This window comes from Burkholderia pyrrocinia, from assembly GCF_018417535.1.
GTDB classification, from domain to species: domain Bacteria; phylum Pseudomonadota; class Gammaproteobacteria; order Burkholderiales; family Burkholderiaceae; genus Burkholderia; species Burkholderia pyrrocinia_E.
Window position 1 is genome coordinate 75,877 of sequence record NZ_CP070979.1, and the last position, 19,295, is coordinate 95,171.

Here is a 19,295-nt window from a genome sequence, read left to right on the forward strand (position 1 = left end):
TGGGCCATACGAGTCCTGGCCGTGCCGCTCCCGAGTCGGTTCTGTTGCAATAAGGTGGTCAGCTATGAGGTGCGGAACAAGATGAACGACTGAAAGCTTGATGAAGAATCAAGGTCAATGGCCAATGGAAATACCGGTATCGCGCCGTCGACAAGGCCGGCAACACCATCGACTTTCTGTTGCGAGCCCATCGGGATAAGACTGCGGCGCGGCGGTATTTCAAAAAATGGATCGCCCGGAATGGCGAACCCGCGACCGTGACGATCGACAAAAGCGGTGACAATATGGCTGCGCTGGAAGCCATCAACGCCGAGCGCGAAACGCCCATCAAGATCCTGCAGACGAAGTACTTGAACAATATCGTCGAACAAGACCACCGCGCGATCGAGCGGCGTACCCGCCCCATGCTCGGGTTCAAGAATTTCCGGTGCGCACGCATTCCACTCGGTGGCATCGAGGTGGCTCACATGTTCGCCGCGGGGCAGATGAAAGACCACGGCGCCTGACAAGCTTTCGCCGACCAATTCTATTCGTCCACTGCATAAGTAGTCCTAGTCATATCAGGCTTTGCTCAACTTGAAATCGTTATCACGATAAAACCGCATCGGGCGCGGAACGGCAGATCACCAACGCGGCAGCCGGCGTGAACGATACCGAGAACAGCCGCTGGTCGGCGCGGGTTTCCGGTTCTGCCGATACACGCGGCAGTTATGGCGTTGGTGTCTCCGTCGGACATGCATGGAACCAGGCAAGGTTGTCCTCCAGTGGCCATTGCGCCGCTGCGGATCGCTGCGCGGTTTGTGGCGGGCGGGTCGAACCCAGGCGCGAGCGCATCGGGTTCCCGGTTTCGCACGCATGGCCCGGATTCGAAGCGTCGGCCAGGACAGCAGGGCTCGGGATACCAGCGCCCGGGACTGCATCGCTCCGCTGCCGTTGCCGTGTCGTCAAAGCCGATGCGTAAGGGCTCGAAGCACACGGGAAGTCCCCTGACGCCACGGCCACCATTTCCAGCAGTCGCGCGTGCACCCGGCAGAACTGACAAATTGCCTGGCGCAGAAGCGGCATCACCGAAGTGCGATCGCGTTGGCAAGGCTTCGCCGCATACGCTAGCCGCCTCGCCAAGACCCCATGAGTTTCCACGCGGTTGCCCTGAACCTTGCGGCGGCAACACAGCTCACCCGAACTTGATTCTTGCGCGCACGAAAGGGCCAGAACGGTGCCTCAGCTGGAATTTACGCAGTAGGACGAGCGCGCGTCGTCAGGGCACCCGGAGTCCGTTCATTCGATTGCTTCTGCTGCATTGATAAGACGTTTGCTGTGAGCATTTCATTGATCTGATGGCGGAGCGCAGTCGCGTTGTGGCGTCGATCCAGAGACGGGAATTCACGCCCTCGGTGATTTGGGAATCACGGAAAACAAACGACGGCGTTCGGATCCTGACGTGCATCGGCGAAACCACAACATTGTCAGAGAGTGTCGGGTCAGCGGTTGCATCGTTCGCGGTGGTTCGAGCCCTTGGGTGACGAACCACCCACGCTTGCGCGGTGGACCCGGCGTGCCTGGTCTATGAACTGACGTAGCTCGTGCATTCACTTTGGGACGAGTCCTGACATGCTCTGACAGTTCCTCCCAAGCCAATTGGATACCCTTTTGCCTCAAGCGTGAATGGCTGTGCGTTGGCGCGATGCGAACGCGGCCGGTCGTCGAGGTTTCCCGAAGTCTGGGCAATGGATCGAGGTGGAAAATGAACAGAATTTACCGCACCGTGTGGAACGACGCATCGGGCTGCTGGAACGTGGCCGCGGAAAATGCACGAGGACGTCGCAAGGGGACTTTGAGCACACGCTCCACACGCTTTGTCGCGGGTCCGATTGCTGCATCAATCTTCGCGCTCGGTGCAACCGTCATGGTCCCGGACGTTTACGCCCAATCATACTGTGTCAGCTCGTCTGGCTCTGCGCAGATTCCAAGCGGGACGCAGGGTGCCGGTTCCATTAACTGCGGCACGACGGCGGAGGCTTACGGAAATAACGCGATTGCGATCGGCGCATATGCTGTCGCAGGTGTTTCGGGCACAGCAACGATTCAGAACGGCGTCGCAATTGGGGACGGGGCGACGGCGTCCGGGCAAGCCAGCATGGCGCTGGGTTACACGTCAACCGCGTCAGGAGACTACTCCATGGCGCTGGGTTATGGGGCCCTTGCAACCAACGGCGAGGCTGTTTCTTTCGGTTATTTCGCGACCGCGTCGGGTAGTTCTGCGACGGCAGTCGGCGCGGTGGCGACGGCGAGCGGAAAAGCCAGTTCCGCGTTCGGCAACGCCGCGCGCGCCATTGCCGATCAAACCACGGCGATCGGTTATACCGCGATGGCATCGGGCGGAAGTGCCACCGCAGTGGGCACGGCAGCGCTTGCCAGTGGTGTCAGCAGTACGGCGCTTGGGGAGGGGGCGACGGCATCTGGCGATGAAGGAAACGCGCTGGGCTACCATTCGATCGCTTCCGGCGGCGCCTCGACTGCTATTGGCGTCATTGCCACTGCAAGTTCATCACGAGCCACGGCCATCGGCTTTGGCGCAGTGGCAGCAGGTGCCCAGAGCACCGCAGTGGGAAACTTTGCCAACGCTACCAGCAGTACTGATGTTGCCATCGGATATGGAGCGACGGCATCCGGGGGAGCAACACTGGCGGCAGGGTATTTGGCGGTGGCATCCGCCGGTTACACGACGGCCCTCGGCCGTCAGAGTACCGCTTCGGCCGGTGGTGCAACTGCGGTAGGTGCGGTCGACACGGCCTCTGGCGTGAACGCGGCTGCATTCGGGACAGTATCCACCGCGTCAGGCACGGCTTCGCTTGCTATGGGATACGGAGCTCAAGCGTATGGCAATAGCAGCATTGCGGAGGGTATCAGTGCAGTAGCTGGTGTGTCGGGTTCTGCATCATCGGTGATTGGCGATGTGGCAATTGGTGCTTCGGCCACTGCGTCCGGCGGTTCATCAACCGCAGTCGGCAGAATCAGCAAGGCGTCAGGCGCGCTGAGCTCCACGTACGGCGTGGCCAGTACCGCCACGGGGACCGCAAGTACCGCGGTTGGTTACACGTCGAAAGCGCTAGCAGACAATACTGTCGCAGTGGGAGAGAATGCGGTCGCCTATGGTACTTCCAGCGTTGCTCTCGGCCAGAATTCAATTTCGGGTGTTTCCGGTTCGAGCTCGAGCGTCCAGAACACGATTGCCATTGGCAATTTTGCACATGCGACGGGGAACATCTCGACGTCGATCGGCAATGGCTCGACGGCGAGCGCGACCGATTCAATCGCAATGGGCAACACGTCCGTGGCCACTGCGACGGACGCCGTGGCATTGGGCAGTACCAGCCTGGCATCAGGAACCGACAGCACTGCGACGGGCTTTGCAAGCACGGCGTCAGGGGCGTCGAGTGCGGCCTACGGGACGAACAGCAAGGCGTACGGAAACAGCAGCATCGCCGAGGGCAACGGTGCGGTTGCGGGTGTTTCGGGCTCTCCTTCCAGCGTCGTGAGTGATATTGCCATCGGCACCGGCGCAAGTGCCACGGGCGGCACCTCGATTGCCATGGGCACCACCGCGACTGCCAATTCGGCCAATGCGGTAGCCATCGGCACGAGTGCTTATGCGACTGGCGGCAACGCTGTGTCGATCGGCGATGCGAACACCGCGTCGGGCAACGGCGCAGTGGCCATCGGCGATCCGAACGTCGCGAGCGGAACCGGCGCGGTCGCCCTCGGTGCGAACAATACGGCGAGCGCCCAAGGCGCCGTGGCGATCGGTAACCTCAACAGCGCCACGGGACAAGGTGCGGTAGCGCTGGGAAATTCCTCCAGCGCAACAGCAGCAAGCGCGCTCGCGTTCGGCGATTCGGCCATCGCAAACCAGTCGCAGTCGATCGCATTGGGCGCCAGCGCGACCGCGGGCGCACAGGCGGGGGATGTGGCCCTGGGGAGCGGGTCGGTTACCTCGACAGTGGTCAACACCACCAGCGCGACGCTTAACGGGGTGACGTACTCCGGCTTCGCCGGTACGAATGCGGCCAGCACGGTGAGCGTGGGGGCGTCGGGCAGCCCGCGCACCGTCACCAACGTGGCGGCTGGCCGGATCAGCTCGACCAGCACGGATGCGGTGAACGGCAGCGAGCTGTATGCCGTGGCCCTGGCTGACCAGACGCACGACTACAGCGTGAACAGCACGTCGACCGGAACGGATACGAACTACAACAACGCCGGTGCGACGGGTTCGAACGCGCTGGCATCGGGTGTCAGTGCGACCGCCGCGGGCGCGGCTGCGACGGCGGTAGGCAATGGCAGCAATGCCAGCGGTGCGGACAGTGTGGCACTGGGCAACGCGAGCACGGCCAGCATCGGATCGGGCGTGGCAATCGGCAGCGGTGCCATTGCCAGTGCGAACACGGGCGACGTGGCGCTGGGGGCGGGCTCGACGACATCGACGGTGGTGAACACCACGAGCGCGACGATTAACGGGGTGACGTACTCCGGCTTCGCCGGCACGAATGCGACCAGCACGGTGAGCGTGGGTGCGTCGGGCAGCCCGCGCACGGTCACCAACGTGGCGGCCGGCCAGATCAGCTCGACCAGCACGGATGCGGTGAATGGTTCCGAGTTGTACAGCGTGGCTAACACGCTGACCAGCGATATCGCAGCGGCGCAGACGCACGATTACAGCGTGAACAGCACGTCGACCGGAACGGACACGAACTACAACAACGCCGGTGCGACGGGTTCCAATGCGCTGGCATCGGGTGTCAGTGCGACCGCCGCGGGCGCGGCTGCGACGGCGGTAGGCAATGGCAGCAATGCCAGCGGTGCGGACAGTGTGGCACTGGGCAACGCGAGCACGGCCAGCATCGGATCGGGCGTGGCAATCGGCAGCGGTGCCATTGCCAGTGCGAACACGGGCGACGTGGCGCTGGGGGCGGGCTCGACGACATCGACGGTGGTGAACACCACGAGCGCGACGATTAACGGGGTGACGTACTCCGGCTTCGCCGGCACGAATGCGACCAGCACGGTGAGCGTGGGTGCGTCGGGCAGCCCGCGCACGGTCACCAACGTGGCGGCCGGCCAGATCAGCTCGACCAGCACGGATGCGGTGAATGGTTCCGAGTTGTACAGCGTGGCTAACACGCTGACCAGCGATATCGCAGCGGCGCAGACGCACGATTACAGCGTGAACAGCACGTCGACCGGAACGGACACGAACTACAACAACGCCGGTGCGACGGGTTCGAACGCGCTGGCATCGGGTGTCAGTGCGACCGCCGCGGGCGCGGCTGCGACGGCGGTAGGCAATGGCAGCAATGCCAGCGGTGCGAGCAGTGTGGCACTGGGCAACGCGAGCACGGCCAGTATCGGATCGGGCGTGGCAATCGGCAGCGGTGCCATTGCCAGTGCGAACACGGGCGACGTGGCGCTGGGGGCGGGCTCGACGACATCGACGGTGGTGAACACCACGAGCGCGACGATTAACGGCGTGACGTACTCCGGCTTCGCCGGCACGAATGCGACCAGCACGGTGAGCGTGGGGGCATCGGGCAGCCCGCGCACGGTCACCAACGTGGCGGCCGGCCAGATCAGCTCGACCAGCACGGATGCGGTGAATGGTTCCGAGTTGTACAGCGTGGCTAACACGCTGACCAGCGATATCGCAGCGGCCCAGACGCACGATTACAGCGTGAACAGCACGTCGACCGGAACGGACACGAACTACAACAACGCCGGCGCGACGGGTTCCAATGCGCTGGCATCGGGTGTCAGTGCGACCGCCGCGGGCGCAGCTGCGACGGCGGTAGGCAATGGCAGCAATGCCAGCGGTGCGGGCAGTGTGGCACTGGGCAACGCGAGCACGGCCAGTATCGGATCGGGTGTGGCAATCGGCAGCGGTGCCATTGCCAGTGCGAACACGGGCGACGTGGCGCTGGGGGCGGGCTCGACGACATCGACGGTGGTGAACACCACGAGCGCGACGATTAACGGCGTGACGTACTCCGGCTTCGCCGGCACGAATGCGACCAGCACGGTGAGCGTGGGGGCATCGGGCAGCCCGCGCACGGTCACCAACGTGGCGGCCGGCCAGATCAGCTCGACCAGCACGGATGCGGTGAATGGTTCCGAGTTGTACAGCGTGGCTAACACGCTGACCAGCGATATCGCAGCGGCGCAGACGCACGATTACAGCGTGAACAGCACGTCGACCGGAACGGACACGAACTACAACAACGCCGGCGCGACGGGTTCCAATGCGCTGGCATCGGGTGTCAGTGCGACCGCCGCGGGCGCAGCTGCGACGGCGGTAGGCAATGGCAGCAATGCCAGCGGTGCGGGCAGTGTGGCACTGGGCAACGCGAGCACGGCCAGTATCGGATCGGGTGTGGCAATCGGCAGCGGCGCCATTGCCAGTGCGAACACGGGCGACGTGGCGCTGGGGGCGGGCTCTACCACGTCTGCGGTGGTGAATACCACGAGCGCGACGATTAACGGCGTGACGTACTCCGGCTTCGCCGGCACGAATGCGACCAGCACGGTGAGCGTGGGGGCATCGGGCAGCCCGCGCACGGTCACCAACGTGGCGGCCGGCCAGATCAGCTCGACCAGCACGGATGCGGTGAATGGTTCCGAGTTGTACAGCGTGGCTAACACGCTGACCAGCGATATCGCAGCGGCCCAGACGCACGACTACAGCGTGAACAGCACGTCGACCGGAACGGACACGAACTACAACAACGCCGGTGCGACGGGTTCCAATGCGCTGGCATCGGGTGTCAGTGCGACCGCCGCGGGCGTGGCTGCGACGGCGGTAGGCAATGGCAGCAATGCCAGCGGTGCGGACAGTGTGGCACTGGGCAGTGCCGCATCCGCAACGACAAGCGGCGGCGTTGCACTCGGTGCGGGGTCGGTGGCCGATCGCGCGGCTGGCACGTACACGGATCCGATTACGCACAACAGTTTCACGACCGCTATGGGAGCGGTGTCGGTAGGCGCTTCGGGATCGTTGCGGCAGATCACCAACGTGGCGCCGGGCACGCAGTCTACGGATGCGGTGAACCTGAGCCAGCTGGAGGCGGCAGTGAGCTCGCTCACGGGCTCGATCGAGTCGGTGGCGTCCACGGCGTCGGGTAGTTCCAGCTCTGGCAGTACGAGCTCGGGCAGTACGAGTTCGACGAGCACGGATCCGTACGTGACGGCGAACGTCTCGAGCTACACGGCACCAAGCTCGACGGGTTCCGATGCGCTTGCGGTGGGCAATAGCGCGGTGGCCTCGGGCAGCAGCAGCACGGCAGTGGGTAACGGCAGTTCGGCGACGGGCAGCAGCAGTACGGCAGTGGGCAACGGCAGTTCGGCGACGGGCAGCAGCAGCACGGCACTGGGCAACGGCGCGGTGGCGACGGCCGCGAATTCGGTGGCGCTGGGCGCCGGCTCGGTGGCGAGCGAAGCGAACACGGTGTCCGTGGGCTCGGTGGGCGATGAGCGACGCATTACCAACGTGGCCCCTGGCATTAACGGCACAGATGCGGTCAACGTCAACCAGCTCAAGGCCGGTTTGGGCAATCTGGAAAACCAGATCTCGGGCAACCTGAACAAGGCCTATGCGGGAACGGCAGCGGCGATGGCTGCGGCAGGACTGCGCTTTGACGATCGCCCCGGAAAATACTCTGCCGCGGCAGCCACGGGCTATTACCACGGACAGATGGGCGTGGCCGTCGGGATGGGTGGCACGTCCGAGAATGGTCGCTGGCGCGTGAACGGGGGCATCTCGATTTCACCGACGCTCAGCAAGCCAGACTTTGGTGCGGTCGTGGGCGTTTCGCACACCTTCAATTGAACGCACGGCGGCGTCAGATGAAACATTGCATGGCAGCATTCGCGATGCTCGGTCTCGCGACCGCCTCGATACATGAACGAGTCTGAAAGGAGAATCACATGGAAAACCGGATGTCGAAAAAATGGAGCGGGGTACTGGCGGCGCTGCTGGTGGCTGGCGTACCTGTCGCGGGATCGTGCGCGGAAGCGAATGCGGGCGGGCAGGCGGTGATTGCGCGGGTGAACGGCGCGCCGCTGACGAAAGCGCAACTCGATCTCGCGATGCGGCTCTCCGGCCTGCCGGACAACGATGCGGCTCGCGCGGCGCTGAAGAAGGATCTGATCGCCGGTGAAGTGGTTCGGCAGGTGGCCGACAAGGCGCAATACGGCAAGCGCGCCGAAGTCGTCGAGGCGGCGAAGAGTGCGACGGCGCGCGCGGAAAGCGAGCTGTATCTGCGCGACAACGTGCATCCGGCGGCGGTGACCGATGCGCAGGTCAAGGCGCGCTACGACGCGATCGTCGCGAGCCTGGGCGAGAAGGAGTTCAAGACGCGCATCATCAGCGTGAAGGACGATGCGACGGCCAGTGTCGTGCTGGACAAGCTCAAGAGTGGTGCAGGGTTCGAGAACCTGGCGCGGCAATACAGCGAGGCGTCCAACAAAAACGCGGGCGGCGACCTCGGTTGGGTCAGCTTCAAGACGCCGGTGCAGGAGGGCAAGACGGCCGGGTTGCCGCTGGATCTCGCGCGTGCGATCGCCGATCTGCCGGCCGGCGGGACGACCAAGGCGCCGGTGATCGTCGACGGTAGCCGGATCATCGTGCGAGTCGAGGAAGCGCGTCCGACGCAGGTGCCGGCGTATGAACAGGCCAAGGGCCCGATCCGGCAACAGCTCGAGGCGGTGGAGCGGAAGCAGGCGACCGACGCGCTGGTTTCGAAACTGGTGGGGCAGGCCAACGTTCAGTAACCCCGCAAATTGCCCGCGCGACGCCTTCCAGAATCGCGGTCGATTACCGCGCTGCACGAGCATCTCCTGCGACCGATTCAAGTTGTCGGAGCATTGGTCATTCTGGTCGGGGTCTGGCTGGTCACCCGTTCCGCATAAACAAAGCGAAAAACGTGCTTCCGCATCGATGGATTCGTGCTCACGCCAGCCCCCGGCGTGGTCCGTCTCATTCGTTTCTCCTACGAGAAGCTTCGCGGTATCCGGAAGGCCGCATTCCCGACACACGACGGTGAATGAACAAGGCCACGAGCAAATGGAGCATGTCACGAGCCAGGACGTATCGATGCAGATCGTCCCGGCCGACGTCCCGGCGAAAGCGACGTCGTGCTCGACATCAAGCGCGACAAGCCGATCGGCGGCCGCTACACGGTACGCGGGTTCGACCGCGAGAGGATGCGTGCAGCGGCGCGCGATTTCTACCGGATGCTACATGTGGCCAGACGGATGCGTATCGATGAGCGCCCGGCCGCGCTTGCTCAACACGGTGAGATCGGCACGCAGCCGGTCGAGCACCGATCGCCACTCTCCGTAGCGGGCCTGGCGATAGAGCCGCGTGGTTGGATACCACGGGCTGTCGTTGCGTTCGAGCATCCAGACCCAGTGCGGATTCACGTCCAGCAACAACCACGTCGGTATGCCGAGTGCGCCGGATAGGTGCGCGACAGATGTACATACCGTGATCACGAGATCGAGATTGCACACGAGCGCAGCCGTGTCGTCGAACGTTTGCAGCGCGTCTGCGTGATCGACGAGCGCGAGTCCCGCTTCGCGCGCTTGCATGACTTCGGCGTGAGCGTCCAGTTGCAGGTTGTGGAACTCGATGTTCGGCAGTGCGGCGAAGGCATCCGCGTACGCGACGCTGCTCACCGAGCGCAGCGGGTTTCGCTGATGCGTGCGGTTGCCGGTCCAGACCAGGCCGACCTTGAGCGTGCCGGTGTGTGACAGGCGCTCGCGCCAGTGCGCGACGCGTTCCGTGTCTGCCGTCAGATACGGAACGCGCCGAGGCAGCGTTTCCAGCGTGATCCCGAGCATGAGCGGCAGGCTGCACAGCGGCAGGTGATAGTCGAACGGCGGCAGTGGGCGCATGTCGTGCGGAACGATGTGATCTGCACAGGCGGCGAGGCTGCGCGAGAACAGCGGCAGCAGGTCGGCGAAGCAGCAGTAGACGAGCCGGCCGCCTTCCCGCCTGACGCGTTCGGCGATCATCGGCACGAACCGGACGAACTGCAGCGCGTCGCCGAAGCCCTGTTCACCCCAGACGAACAGCGTCTTGCCGGCGAGAGGCTGGCCTTGCCACTGCGGCCGGTCGATGCGGTGATGCCTGCCGCGCAACTCGGGCGCTCCGGCCCATCTAGCCTCGTGATTGATCCAGCCGTTGTGGTAGTCGCCGTGGACGAGCTGCATCATCGCCAGCGACCAGGCGGTGCCGGGCCGGTCCGGCGCACCGCGCGCCGCGTGTTCAGTCACTGCTCGCGCCTCGTTCCAGCACTGCAGTTCCTTCAATGCGTTCGCCCGTGCTTGCAGGGCGTTCGAAAAATCAGGTGCGAGCGCGCACGCGCGTTCGGCCGCGATCAGGCTGGCCTCGGGGGCGCGGCATTTCAGATGCAGGTTGGCCAGGTTCGTCCACGCGAATGCATGATTCGGCTCTCGCGAGATCACGTCCTCGAGCATCGGCCTGGCCGTGTCGTACCCGCCGAGATCGACGTGGGCGGCCGCCAGATTGTTTGCCAGCATGGGCAGCAGGGGATCGAGCGCCATCGCGCGGCGATACGCTTCGACTGCCGCGGCGTGCGCGCCTTGCTGCTGATGTGCGAGCCCGAGCTTGAACCAGTTGTCGGCGCGATCGGGGGCGCACTCGCACAAGCGTGCGGCAACGAAGGATGCCTGCCCGATATGCCCGCATCGAAGGAGCACATCGAACCATTCGTCGAGCCAGTCGATCGCGTTGGGACGTGCTTGCCAAGCCCGGTTGTACCAGGGCAGAGCGGCGGGCGCGCCCGCCGTCGCATTCGCGAGCCGCGCCATTTCCACGAGCGGGAGTTCGGCTTCCGGCGACGCATCGAGCGCCCGGTCGAGCGCTTCGCGCGCATCGGCGTGGCGACCCCGCAGACGCAGCAGATGCGCGAGGCACGCGAGCGCGTCGTGATCGTCGGGCATCGCGGCGCGCCATGCGTCGATTGCGCATGCCGCGGCGATCAGATCGCAACGGCGGAAAAGGGACTGCACGTGCAACAGAGTGAGGAGGTTTTCCGTCATGAGTGCTTCGCGGGACTAGGGGCGACGTCAGATCGATCGGGCGCGAGCCTGGTATGACGAATCGTGCTCGACGAGCGGCCGCGTGAAATTCGGCCGTGAGTCTTGCCGATGATATGCGCGGATGTCGACCGTGTTCACCGTAAGAATGTCAGGCGTTGTCAGGCCGGCTCCATACGTTCGAACTTTTTCCTTAGACTCTGCCGACGCGCTCATGCGGGGTGCAGCAGTCGGCGAGCGAGAATCTGGCGAGATGGCCATCGACTGAACTGCCTGAGTCGCCAGACGGCGCATGCGGAACGATATGCGATAGCCAGCGGAATGCCTGACACGTCCTGACAGTTGTTCAGGCTGGCGTGGCGCTCGGGCTCGGAGGAGCGTCGGAAAACGGCCGGCGCGTCAACGGCGGCGTTACCGTCTCGCCGACACTCGGCAAGCCGGATTTTGGCGCCGCGGTGGGTGTATCTCATACGTTCAACTGACTATGCAGAGGCTGCAAATGACAGATCCGATCCGATTTCTGACCGGTGTGCCGATTGCGAAAGTCGGCCGCGCGAGACGGGCCATGCAGGTGCTCGCCGTGACGATTGCAGCGCTGGCCGGCTCGGTGTCCGCGCATGCGGACGACGCTGGCGTGACGTTTCCGGAGCGCGACGAAGCGTGGCTGAAGGAAGGGACGTTTCCGAACGTCGACAATCTGCGGCAGATGATGCCCGGGCTGTCAAAGGACCAGGTCTATGCGCTGCTGCAGGAGCCGCACTTCTCGGAAGGCTTCTTCGGCGTGCGCAAGTGGAACTACATTTTCAACTTCCGAACGGGTAAGGGCAACGAGTACATCACGTGCCAGTACCAGATCGTCTACGACGGCAACGCTCAGGTGAAGAGCACGCACTGGAAGGAGCACGAGTGTGATGCGTTGGTGGCTCAGGCATCGGCGGCGCCGGCGGCTGCCGCGCCCACGGTGTCGGAGCATTTCGCGGTGAACGACGACGTGCTGTTCGCGTTCGACCGTTCGTCGCTGAATGATTTGCTGCCTGGCGGACAAACGGCGCTGGACGATATCGCGGAACGGCTGAACGGCGGCTATCGGAACCTGAAGTCGGTGACGATCATCGGGCATGCGGACCGGATCGGGCCGGATGCGCATAACCAGGAACTGTCGCTGGCGCGGGCGCAGACGGTGCGCGATTACCTCGTGGCGAAGGGCTTGCCGCGCAATCCGGTGGTGGTAGCGGGGGCGGGCAGCACGACCCCGGTGACGAACGGGTGCCCGGCGGGCAAGACGGTCGAGGCGATTCGGTGCTTGCAGCCGGACCGTCGGGTGACGATCGATGTCGCCGGGGAAAAGCGCGATTGACACCGATACCAATGCGGGGACGTCGGGGCGCGATCGCTGCTGCCTCCGCTATTGCTGCCCGATCATCCTCAGACATCCCATGCCTCGGGCTCCAGGATCGGCAGCCTTGCGTTCCACGGTTGTTCACTGATGCCTGGCGAGGCCGCCCGCCAAGTACTGGCAGTCGACTGGCGGGATGCCAAGTGCAGCGCCGCAATAGAAGCGCGAGAAGTCAAAGCCGTCGCAATCTTTTTTGAACCGCCCTCTTATGAACAGATTGACGAGATTGACTCTTGTTGCATCGGTTGCTGCTCTGACTACAGCCGCGCAGGCGCAACCCGCATCATCAACCCGGCAGCCAACTCCCGATAACTGGGCAGATGGCACTGGCACAGGTGTCTGGATGAACGGGACAAATGAGCTGTGCTGGCGCGATGCATCATGGACCCCCGCAACTGCGGACGCGCGGTGCGATGGAGCGCTGGATGCGCCACAGCGGCGCTCGGAAGGCCCGCCGCCTATGACGACGGATGCTGACCATCCATCGATTCAGGCCGACGCACTGTTCGACTTCGATAAATCCGCGCTGAAGCCCCATGGGAAGGAAAAGCTGGACGAGCTGGCTGGCAGGCTCTCAACGGTGAATCTGGAGGTCGTTGTTGTAACTGGCTACACCGACCGCACGGGCGCAGTAGCATACAACGACGGCTTGTCGTTACGTCGCGCGCTGGCCGTCAAGGCGTACCTGGTGAGCAAGGGGGTACCTGCGGGACGAATTTATGCGGAGGGAAAAGGTTCGCGAAATCCGATTACGGCGGGCTGCAACGACAAGAGCCACATGAAGCTTATTGCGTGCCTTGCCCCGGATCGTCGGGTGGAAGTCGAAGTCGTTGGCACGATCAGGCGGTAGGCGCAACTGCGCTGATCACGCTCGGTCGCGCAGGAGTGTTTGCGACGAATGCTAGTGGTTAGCGGTTCTCTTCACCAACAAGACCATGCGTCGCATCAGCTTCCGTCGGATCCGATCGCGGCATTTGCCAACAGTGACCGTGGCGTGCGTGAGCAGCAACAATATCAAACAGCTTCAAGCCGCCCCCGTAAGGCGAAGGTCGTTCGGCAGAAAGTGAAAGGCCAGTTCAAAAAGGCCGCTCAGTCCGGCTGAAGCTGTTCCAGCAGACGAGTGAACAGGCTAGTTTTAGGAATGCTTCGTGAATGTCGGATCGGCGTTCGAAGCGAATGCGAAGCCGGCGGAAGCCATGGAGCCACGAGTGAGTCCGTTCGACGCCCCGCGGAATTTGCCCAGGCCGCTGTCGTGTTCGGTGCGGTGCCTGGCGATGACCGGTCCGATGTCGCGCTCGCGAAGTCGGCCGCGATGCGAGTCGGAATCGTAGCCACGATCGGCGTAGATGACCTTGGGCTCGCGAAGCGGTCGGCACGCGCGTGCCGCGAATCGACGGAATCGCGTCGACCAGCGACAGCAGTTGCGCGACATCGTTGCGGTTCGCGCCGGTCAGGATCGCGCTGACAGGAACGCCGTTCACCTCTACGAGGACGTGGTGTTTGGACCCTGGCCGTGCGCGATCGGTGGGGTTCGTTGGAAAGTAAACAGCCCTTCCGGGCTCTTTTTTGAACTGACCTTTTAGGAGAAGACGGCAGCGATCGAACGCGACGCTTGTGCGATTCGTGTCGCCGATCGGCACCGAATCGCGGGACGGGATAGTGCATCGGATTCCGAGCATCGGCGCGGCATCGCGACCTGACACGTTCTGACAGACATTCGTCGCTGCCAGTCCTAGACTGGGCACTTCATCATCGACTGCTTTCCCGATTGGGCATGCTCTTTCGTGCACCCGATTCCGGGGGCGCAGCCGGATACCCTCGTTTGCCATGAACATTGCAATCCTCGAGACCGAGGTCGGCGTGCTCGATCGCGCGCTGGCCGACCTGTCGTTCGCCGGGCACTTCTGTCTGGGCGTGTCAGACGATCATGGCCTCAAATTCCTGCTCGACGACGTATCTATCGACGTTGTGATCCTGAACTGGGAGGCGCCGGATATCGTCCGATACGACACGTTGCGTTGGTTGTCTCGTGCGTATCCGGCGATCCGCGTCGTGCTGTGCGTCACGCAACAGACGGCCGAGTGCGACATCGTGCGCGGCCTCGATAGCGGTGCCGACGTCTACATCGAAAAGCCGCCAGGCAACGCGGAATCGCTGGCACGGATCACTGCTTTGGGCCGTCACATCAAGCCGTATCCGGACGGCGACACGGAGCAGGTCGTCTTCGGCGAGTACCGCTTCGACAAGCATAACCGCAGCGTGCAGGTGCGCGGTCGGCCGGTGACATTGACGCCGAAGGAGTTCGACCTCGCGCTCCTGCTCTTCAGGAACCTCTCCGAGACAATCAGCCGGCATCGCATTGCGACAGCCGTCTGGCATAACGACGCCATGACGAAATCGCGATCCGTCGGCACGCATGTTTGCGCGCTTCGCAAGAAGCTCGGCTTGCATCCGGAGAACGGCTATCGCGTGACATCGCTCCCTCGTTGGGGCTATCGGCTGGATCCCGTCGACCGGAAGCAAGGTCGCCCAGCCTGCTGGAGCCTCGAAGCGATGACCCGGACTACCGTCGACATCGCGGACAGCCGATGACCTCGACCCGGAATGGCCTCCGAGCCCCGCTATCTTCAAGTCTTCGGGGCATTTTTGCGCGGCGGCGTATGCAGCCGTGCCTTTTTTCCATTTCCCGACGCGACCATGCAAGCGACCCTCACTCGAATGCTCGACGCTACCGTGGCATGGCAATGAGCAAGACCGGGAGTCCGGCGTGCAGACCGGGCACGAAACAGATGCGAGTCGACTCGAAATGACCCGGAAGAACAAACCCCGCGCGCCGCGCACCCGGGAAATGCTGTTGCCGTTGGCGGCGATCGTCGTGCGCGATGTCTCCCTGGAGAACCATCTGTCGCTGGCGGCCATGCGGGCCGGGCACGGCACGCTCGAGACAGTGATCGCGCTGCTGCGCATCATTTACATGACGTATTTCCTGCTCGAGAACGCACGCACCGAGAACGACCTTGCGTTGTTTATCGAGGTCGAGGCAGCGCTCGAACGCAGCATCCGGGCGGCGGAGCAGGGGCAGGAATGGCAATTGTCTGCCGAGGGGCTGTCGGGACTCGAGCGAATTCTTTTGAGTTGCGACGAAATGATCGGCAGCCTGCCGAAATATCGCTACGTCGATGCATGGAACAAGCTACAACGGTTTGTTCAATCGCCACGTCGATCGCCGTTGCCGGGCAGCCTGCTCGAAGAAGTATGGGTGTGATCGAAGTCCGTCGGCGGGAGCGCGTTGCCGACGACATCGGGACGCAATTTGGAAGCGTATTGGCGGCTGAAAGAATGGAAGAAGAGGTAACACGCGCGCTCATCACGTGGTTGCCTATCGAAATCAGGATTGGTGCAAAAACATATCGTCAGCTATAGCCATATTACTGATCCGGATGCGACGACCTGCAATCTTTTCGACGGCAAGCCTTCGGAATTCAACGATCAGGAAAATCGCCTGTTCGAGCATGTAGGCGACGCCTTGGACGACACTGGTATCGATGTGAAAATTGCCAATGTCGAATACGATAAACATGGCGATGTAGCTGCTGCGGAGTTTTCATTGGCGACATGTTTTTGGTGTCGGGATAGCTACTATTGTGCGAAAAACCGATCGAATATTCCGGATCGGAGTGAGGTGGAAGGGATTTCAGGTGATTGGTATTACGCCGAGGAGAAGGGCGGGTTTTGAATGTCTGGCCGCTCCGTCATGCTATCGGGTAAATCGTAAAACCATTGGAGAAGTGTTTGAGCAGGTCAATGGATTATAAAACCGCGGTCGTGACGGTTTATCGATTGGTTTGGTATCCCCATTCCAGCTGATGCAAGCCTGGAGCAGGCTGACTACCTGACCCCGGACGCCACCTGAACTACTAAAACCGGCCTACCCCACAACACGGAGAATCATATTGCTGCACAAATCCCTGACCGCCATGCTCGTGGCGAGCCTGCTCCCCGTTTCGGCCGCCTACGCGAGTTCGGACGGGGCGTGCGAACCGACTGCCACGCTCAGGCCGAGCGGTTTTTCATGCGGGGGCATCCCGATTCTGAGTCCCGGCAACGACAGTCGGATCAACGCGATGCTGCTGATGGCCGATGGCGGAAGGCTCGCGCAGGTTTTCCCGGACCCTGGAACCATTCCGCCCGCGGTCAGAACGAGCCGGCTCGTCGTACCGTTTTCGTACGACTTCTCCGGATGGATCGATATCGGTCAGAAGCAGCCTGACACGGCGGACGGTGCTCGAGCGGAGGCCTACGCCGACGGCGAAGGCAACATCTGCCGGAGCATGGCGTCCGGCAACAAGGCGTTCGACGACGCGCTGACCGCGGCGAAGGATCTTCCCGGCGGCGACGCCGCGCGGCTGCGCACGGCGCGCGCGGACATCGCAAAGACCTGCGCGGCAGGCGGAGCCGGCACCACGTGGGCGAAGCCGGCGGGCATCAAGTCTGCGCTTGGCCAGCAGTTCGCGACGTACCTCGACGGCGCACATGCGTTCTACCGGAACGACTTCGTGTCCGCCACGAAGTCGTTTGCCAGCGCGTCGTCCAGCACCGATCCGTGGCTGAAGGACGCCGGGCTCTACATGACCGGCCGCGCGCAGTTGAACGTCGCGCAGGCCGGGGCGTTTAATACGGACGGCTCGGGCGCGATGAATCCTGCCAACGTAAACAAGATCGCGCTCGGCGCCGCCGATACGGTCTTCCGTGTCTATTTGAACGCCTATCCGCACGGCCGCTACGCGACATCCGCAGTTGGCTTGCAACGGCGCATCGCATGGCTTGGCGGCAATGCCGCGCGCCAGGCCGAGCTCTATGACAGGGCATTCACGGACTGGTCGGAGCAAACGTCGAATGTGCAACTCGGGCAACTGGCGAACGAACTCGACAGCAAACTGCTGCAGACACCGGGCCTCGACTCGGGTCAGCTCCGATCGCCATCGCTGCTCGCAATCGTCGACCTGATGCGGATGAGCACGCCTGACGTCGATGGTCCGACGGGGCGAAAGCCGATGTCGCTGAACGAGTTACTTGCGCAGAAGCCGCGTTTTGCCGGCGCGCCGGCACTGCACGACTATTTGGTCGCGACCTATCACGTGTTCGTCGACCATAAACCCGACGACGCACTTGCATTGCTGCCGCAGGCTCCCGGCGTATCGCTCGACTACCTGGGCCTGAGCCAGCAGATGTTGCGCGGGTTCGCGCTCGAGGACAGCGGCCGGGCGAACAAGGCCCGGCAACTCTGGGCGCAATTGATCCCGCTCGCGAAGTATCGATTGCAGCGCGAGGCGCTGGAGCTTGCGCTCGCGATCAACCTCGAGCAGGCCGGCCTGGTGGATCGGGTGTTCGCGGACGATTCGCCGATTCAGAATGCCGGCATCCGCGCGGCCCTGCTGCAACACACGGCCGGTGCGGACCTGTTGCGAGCACAGGCGCAGAACGAGGCAACTGGCGGTGCGCTGCGTGACATCGCACTGTACTCGCTGCTGTACAAGGAACTGACGCGCGCGCAGTATCCGGCCTTCATCGCGGACCTTGCGCTGATTTCGGGCAAGCCGTCCGATCCGCTCAAGCCGTTTGCGCTGGCCGGGATCGACGGCGACGCCGGCTACGCGTGCCCGTCGCCGCGCGATGTCGCGGCCGCGCTTCAGCAGAACCCGGCCGACCCGAAGGGGCTGAACTGCCTGGCCGAATTCGTCCGGCGCAATCCGCCTGCGTATCCACTGGTCGGCGAGCCGGCTACGACCAGGCCCATGCGCCCGGCGACCCTCGGCAGCATGCCATCGCAATTCCCGGGCAAGGTTTTCGAGCGAATCGGCAATTATCTGACGGTGATCGGCAACGCGCAGGCGCCGGCGGACGACCGCGCCTATGCGCTATATCGCGCGATCCACTGCTTCGCGCCAGCGGGCTACAGCGACTGCGGCGGCAACGACATTCCGCGCGGCACGCGCAAGAAGTGGTTTGACATGCTGAAGTCCGCCTACCCGCGCAGCAAGTGGGCGCAGTCGCAGAAGTATTACTGGTGACCGCCTGATGAAGCGACTCATCTGCGTCGGCTTGCTGCTGTGTGCGCGAATCGCACTGGCCGGCACAGTCGACGCAGCCCGGTACGACGCCTTCTGGTTGTGGGCCGGGGTGAAGCCGCAGCCGGTATTGCACGACGCACGCGCCGTCTACGTGCTGCAAGGGCAGATCGAAGCGTCGCCACAGGACGACGCACAGGTGCGTTTCATCGCGCAGCGCGCGTCGCTGCCGCCGTTGCCGCGCGCGGACGTCTGGCTGGTATATCGCGCGCACACGCTGCGTTGGACGCCGCGCGTCGAGCGCATCATGCTGGCCCAACTCTCGCGCTGGCGTGCGTCGGGTCGTGCGATCGCGGGAATCCAGATCGATTTCGATGCGCGCACACGTCATCTTCAGGACTATCTCGAGTTTCTGCGGAACCTGCGCGAGCGGTTGCCCGGCGATTGCCGCTTGAGCATCACCGGGCTCCTCGACTGGAGCAGCCGCATCGACGCCGACCAGGTCAACCAACTGAAGCGGATCATCGATGAAGTCGTCGTGCAGACCTATCAGGGCCGCCGCACGATTGCCGATTACGACACGTATCTACCACGCGTCGGGCGGTTGCAATTGCCGTTCCGGATCGGGCTGATCCAGGGCGGAGAGTGGGACCCGCCCCGGTATCTCGCCGGGAATCCGTGGTTCCGGGGCTATGTCGTGTTTCTGCGCAATGAATGACGCG

The 19,295-nt window shown here is 63.4% G+C and carries 11 protein-coding genes and 2 pseudogenes; 11 read left to right on the forward strand and 2 right to left on the reverse strand.

What is annotated here, in order from left to right:
- Positions 1-107 precede the first annotated feature (107 nt).
- The 4 genes and pseudogenes from JYG32_RS33300 to JYG32_RS39260 form a co-directional block, all read left to right on the forward strand.
- A pseudogene (locus tag JYG32_RS33300) lies at positions 108-506 on the forward strand (IS6 family transposase); the annotation flags it as partial.
- Between the two features lie 1,238 nt (positions 507-1,744).
- Complete coding sequence (locus JYG32_RS33305; protein WP_213267939.1) at positions 1,745-7,873, forward strand: ESPR-type extended signal peptide-containing protein; 6,129 nt, start codon at positions 1,745-1,747, stop codon at positions 7,871-7,873.
- Between the two features lie 98 nt (positions 7,874-7,971).
- Positions 7,972-8,817, forward strand: a complete 846-nt coding sequence (locus tag JYG32_RS33310; protein WP_174379029.1) for a peptidylprolyl isomerase — start codon at positions 7,972-7,974, stop codon at positions 8,815-8,817.
- A gap of 189 nt (positions 8,818-9,006) precedes the next feature.
- A pseudogene (locus tag JYG32_RS39260) lies at positions 9,007-9,207 on the forward strand (ShlB/FhaC/HecB family hemolysin secretion/activation protein); the annotation flags it as partial.
- 75 nt (positions 9,208-9,282) lie between these two features.
- Here JYG32_RS39260 and JYG32_RS33315 read toward each other — a convergent pair.
- A complete protein-coding gene (locus JYG32_RS33315; protein WP_213267940.1) occupies positions 9,283-11,112 on the reverse strand; it encodes a tetratricopeptide repeat protein in 1,830 nt (609 codons plus the stop codon).
- Between the two features lie 562 nt (positions 11,113-11,674).
- On the opposite strand from JYG32_RS33315, the gene JYG32_RS33320 reads away from it, so the two are divergent.
- Positions 11,675-12,466, forward strand: a complete 792-nt coding sequence (locus JYG32_RS33320) for an OmpA family protein (protein WP_213267941.1) — start codon at positions 11,675-11,677, stop codon at positions 12,464-12,466.
- Positions 12,467-12,713: 247 nt separating this feature from the next.
- Positions 12,714-13,355: an outer membrane protein OmpA gene (gene ompA / locus JYG32_RS33325; RefSeq protein ID WP_213267942.1), complete on the forward strand. Its 642-nt coding sequence runs from the start codon at positions 12,714-12,716 to the stop codon at positions 13,353-13,355.
- 226 nt (positions 13,356-13,581) lie between these two features.
- Here ompA and JYG32_RS39780 read toward each other — a convergent pair whose 3' ends face one another.
- The gene (locus JYG32_RS39780; RefSeq protein WP_213267943.1) at positions 13,582-14,340 is read right to left on the reverse strand and encodes a transposase; all 759 of its coding nucleotides are present in this window, start codon (positions 14,338-14,340) and stop codon (positions 13,582-13,584) included.
- Here JYG32_RS39780 and JYG32_RS33335 point away from each other — a divergent pair.
- The 5 genes from JYG32_RS33335 (at position 14,333) to JYG32_RS33355 (ending at position 19,291) form a co-directional block, all read left to right on the forward strand.
- Entirely contained in the window at positions 14,333-15,097 is a 765-nt protein-coding gene (locus JYG32_RS33335; protein WP_213267944.1) for a response regulator transcription factor, read from the forward strand. The two genes, JYG32_RS39780 and JYG32_RS33335, sit on opposite strands and share 8 nt — an antisense overlap.
- Before the next feature lie 214 nt (positions 15,098-15,311).
- Positions 15,312-15,770: a hypothetical protein gene (locus JYG32_RS33340; RefSeq protein ID WP_249744948.1), complete on the forward strand. Its 459-nt coding sequence runs from the start codon at positions 15,312-15,314 to the stop codon at positions 15,768-15,770.
- Positions 15,771-15,902: 132 nt separating this feature from the next.
- On the forward strand, positions 15,903-16,241 hold the full coding sequence (locus JYG32_RS33345) for a hypothetical protein (RefSeq protein WP_213267945.1): 339 nt from the start codon (positions 15,903-15,905) through the stop codon (positions 16,239-16,241).
- Between the two features lie 241 nt (positions 16,242-16,482).
- On the forward strand, positions 16,483-18,576 hold the full coding sequence (locus JYG32_RS33350) for a hypothetical protein (RefSeq protein WP_213268276.1): 2,094 nt from the start codon (positions 16,483-16,485) through the stop codon (positions 18,574-18,576).
- Positions 18,577-18,583: 7 nt separating this feature from the next.
- Positions 18,584-19,291, forward strand: coding sequence for a DUF3142 domain-containing protein (locus tag JYG32_RS33355; protein ID WP_213267946.1), 708 nt, complete (start codon positions 18,584-18,586; stop codon positions 19,289-19,291).
- Positions 19,292-19,295: the final 4 nt, after the last annotated feature.

Coding starts and splice junctions, on each gene's coding strand:
- JYG32_RS33305 (WP_213267939.1), top strand. CDS start 1,745: ATGAACAGAATTTACCGCACCGTGTGGAACGACGCATCGGGCTGCTGG.
- JYG32_RS33310 (WP_174379029.1), top strand. CDS start 7,972: ATGGAAAACCGGATGTCGAAAAAATGGAGCGGGGTACTGGCGGCGCTG.
- JYG32_RS33315 (WP_213267940.1), bottom strand. CDS start 11,112: ATGACGGAAAACCTCCTCACTCTGTTGCACGTGCAGTCCCTTTTCCGC.
- JYG32_RS33320 (WP_213267941.1), top strand. CDS start 11,675: ATGCAGGTGCTCGCCGTGACGATTGCAGCGCTGGCCGGCTCGGTGTCC.
- ompA (WP_213267942.1), top strand. CDS start 12,714: ATGAACAGATTGACGAGATTGACTCTTGTTGCATCGGTTGCTGCTCTG.
- JYG32_RS33335 (WP_213267944.1), top strand. CDS start 14,333: ATGAACATTGCAATCCTCGAGACCGAGGTCGGCGTGCTCGATCGCGCG.
- JYG32_RS39780 (WP_213267943.1), bottom strand. CDS start 14,340: ATGTTCATGGCAAACGAGGGTATCCGGCTGCGCCCCCGGAATCGGGTG.
- JYG32_RS33340 (WP_249744948.1), top strand. CDS start 15,312: ATGACCCGGAAGAACAAACCCCGCGCGCCGCGCACCCGGGAAATGCTG.
- JYG32_RS33350 (WP_213268276.1), top strand. CDS start 16,483: ATGCTCGTGGCGAGCCTGCTCCCCGTTTCGGCCGCCTACGCGAGTTCG.
- JYG32_RS33355 (WP_213267946.1), top strand. CDS start 18,584: ATGAAGCGACTCATCTGCGTCGGCTTGCTGCTGTGTGCGCGAATCGCA.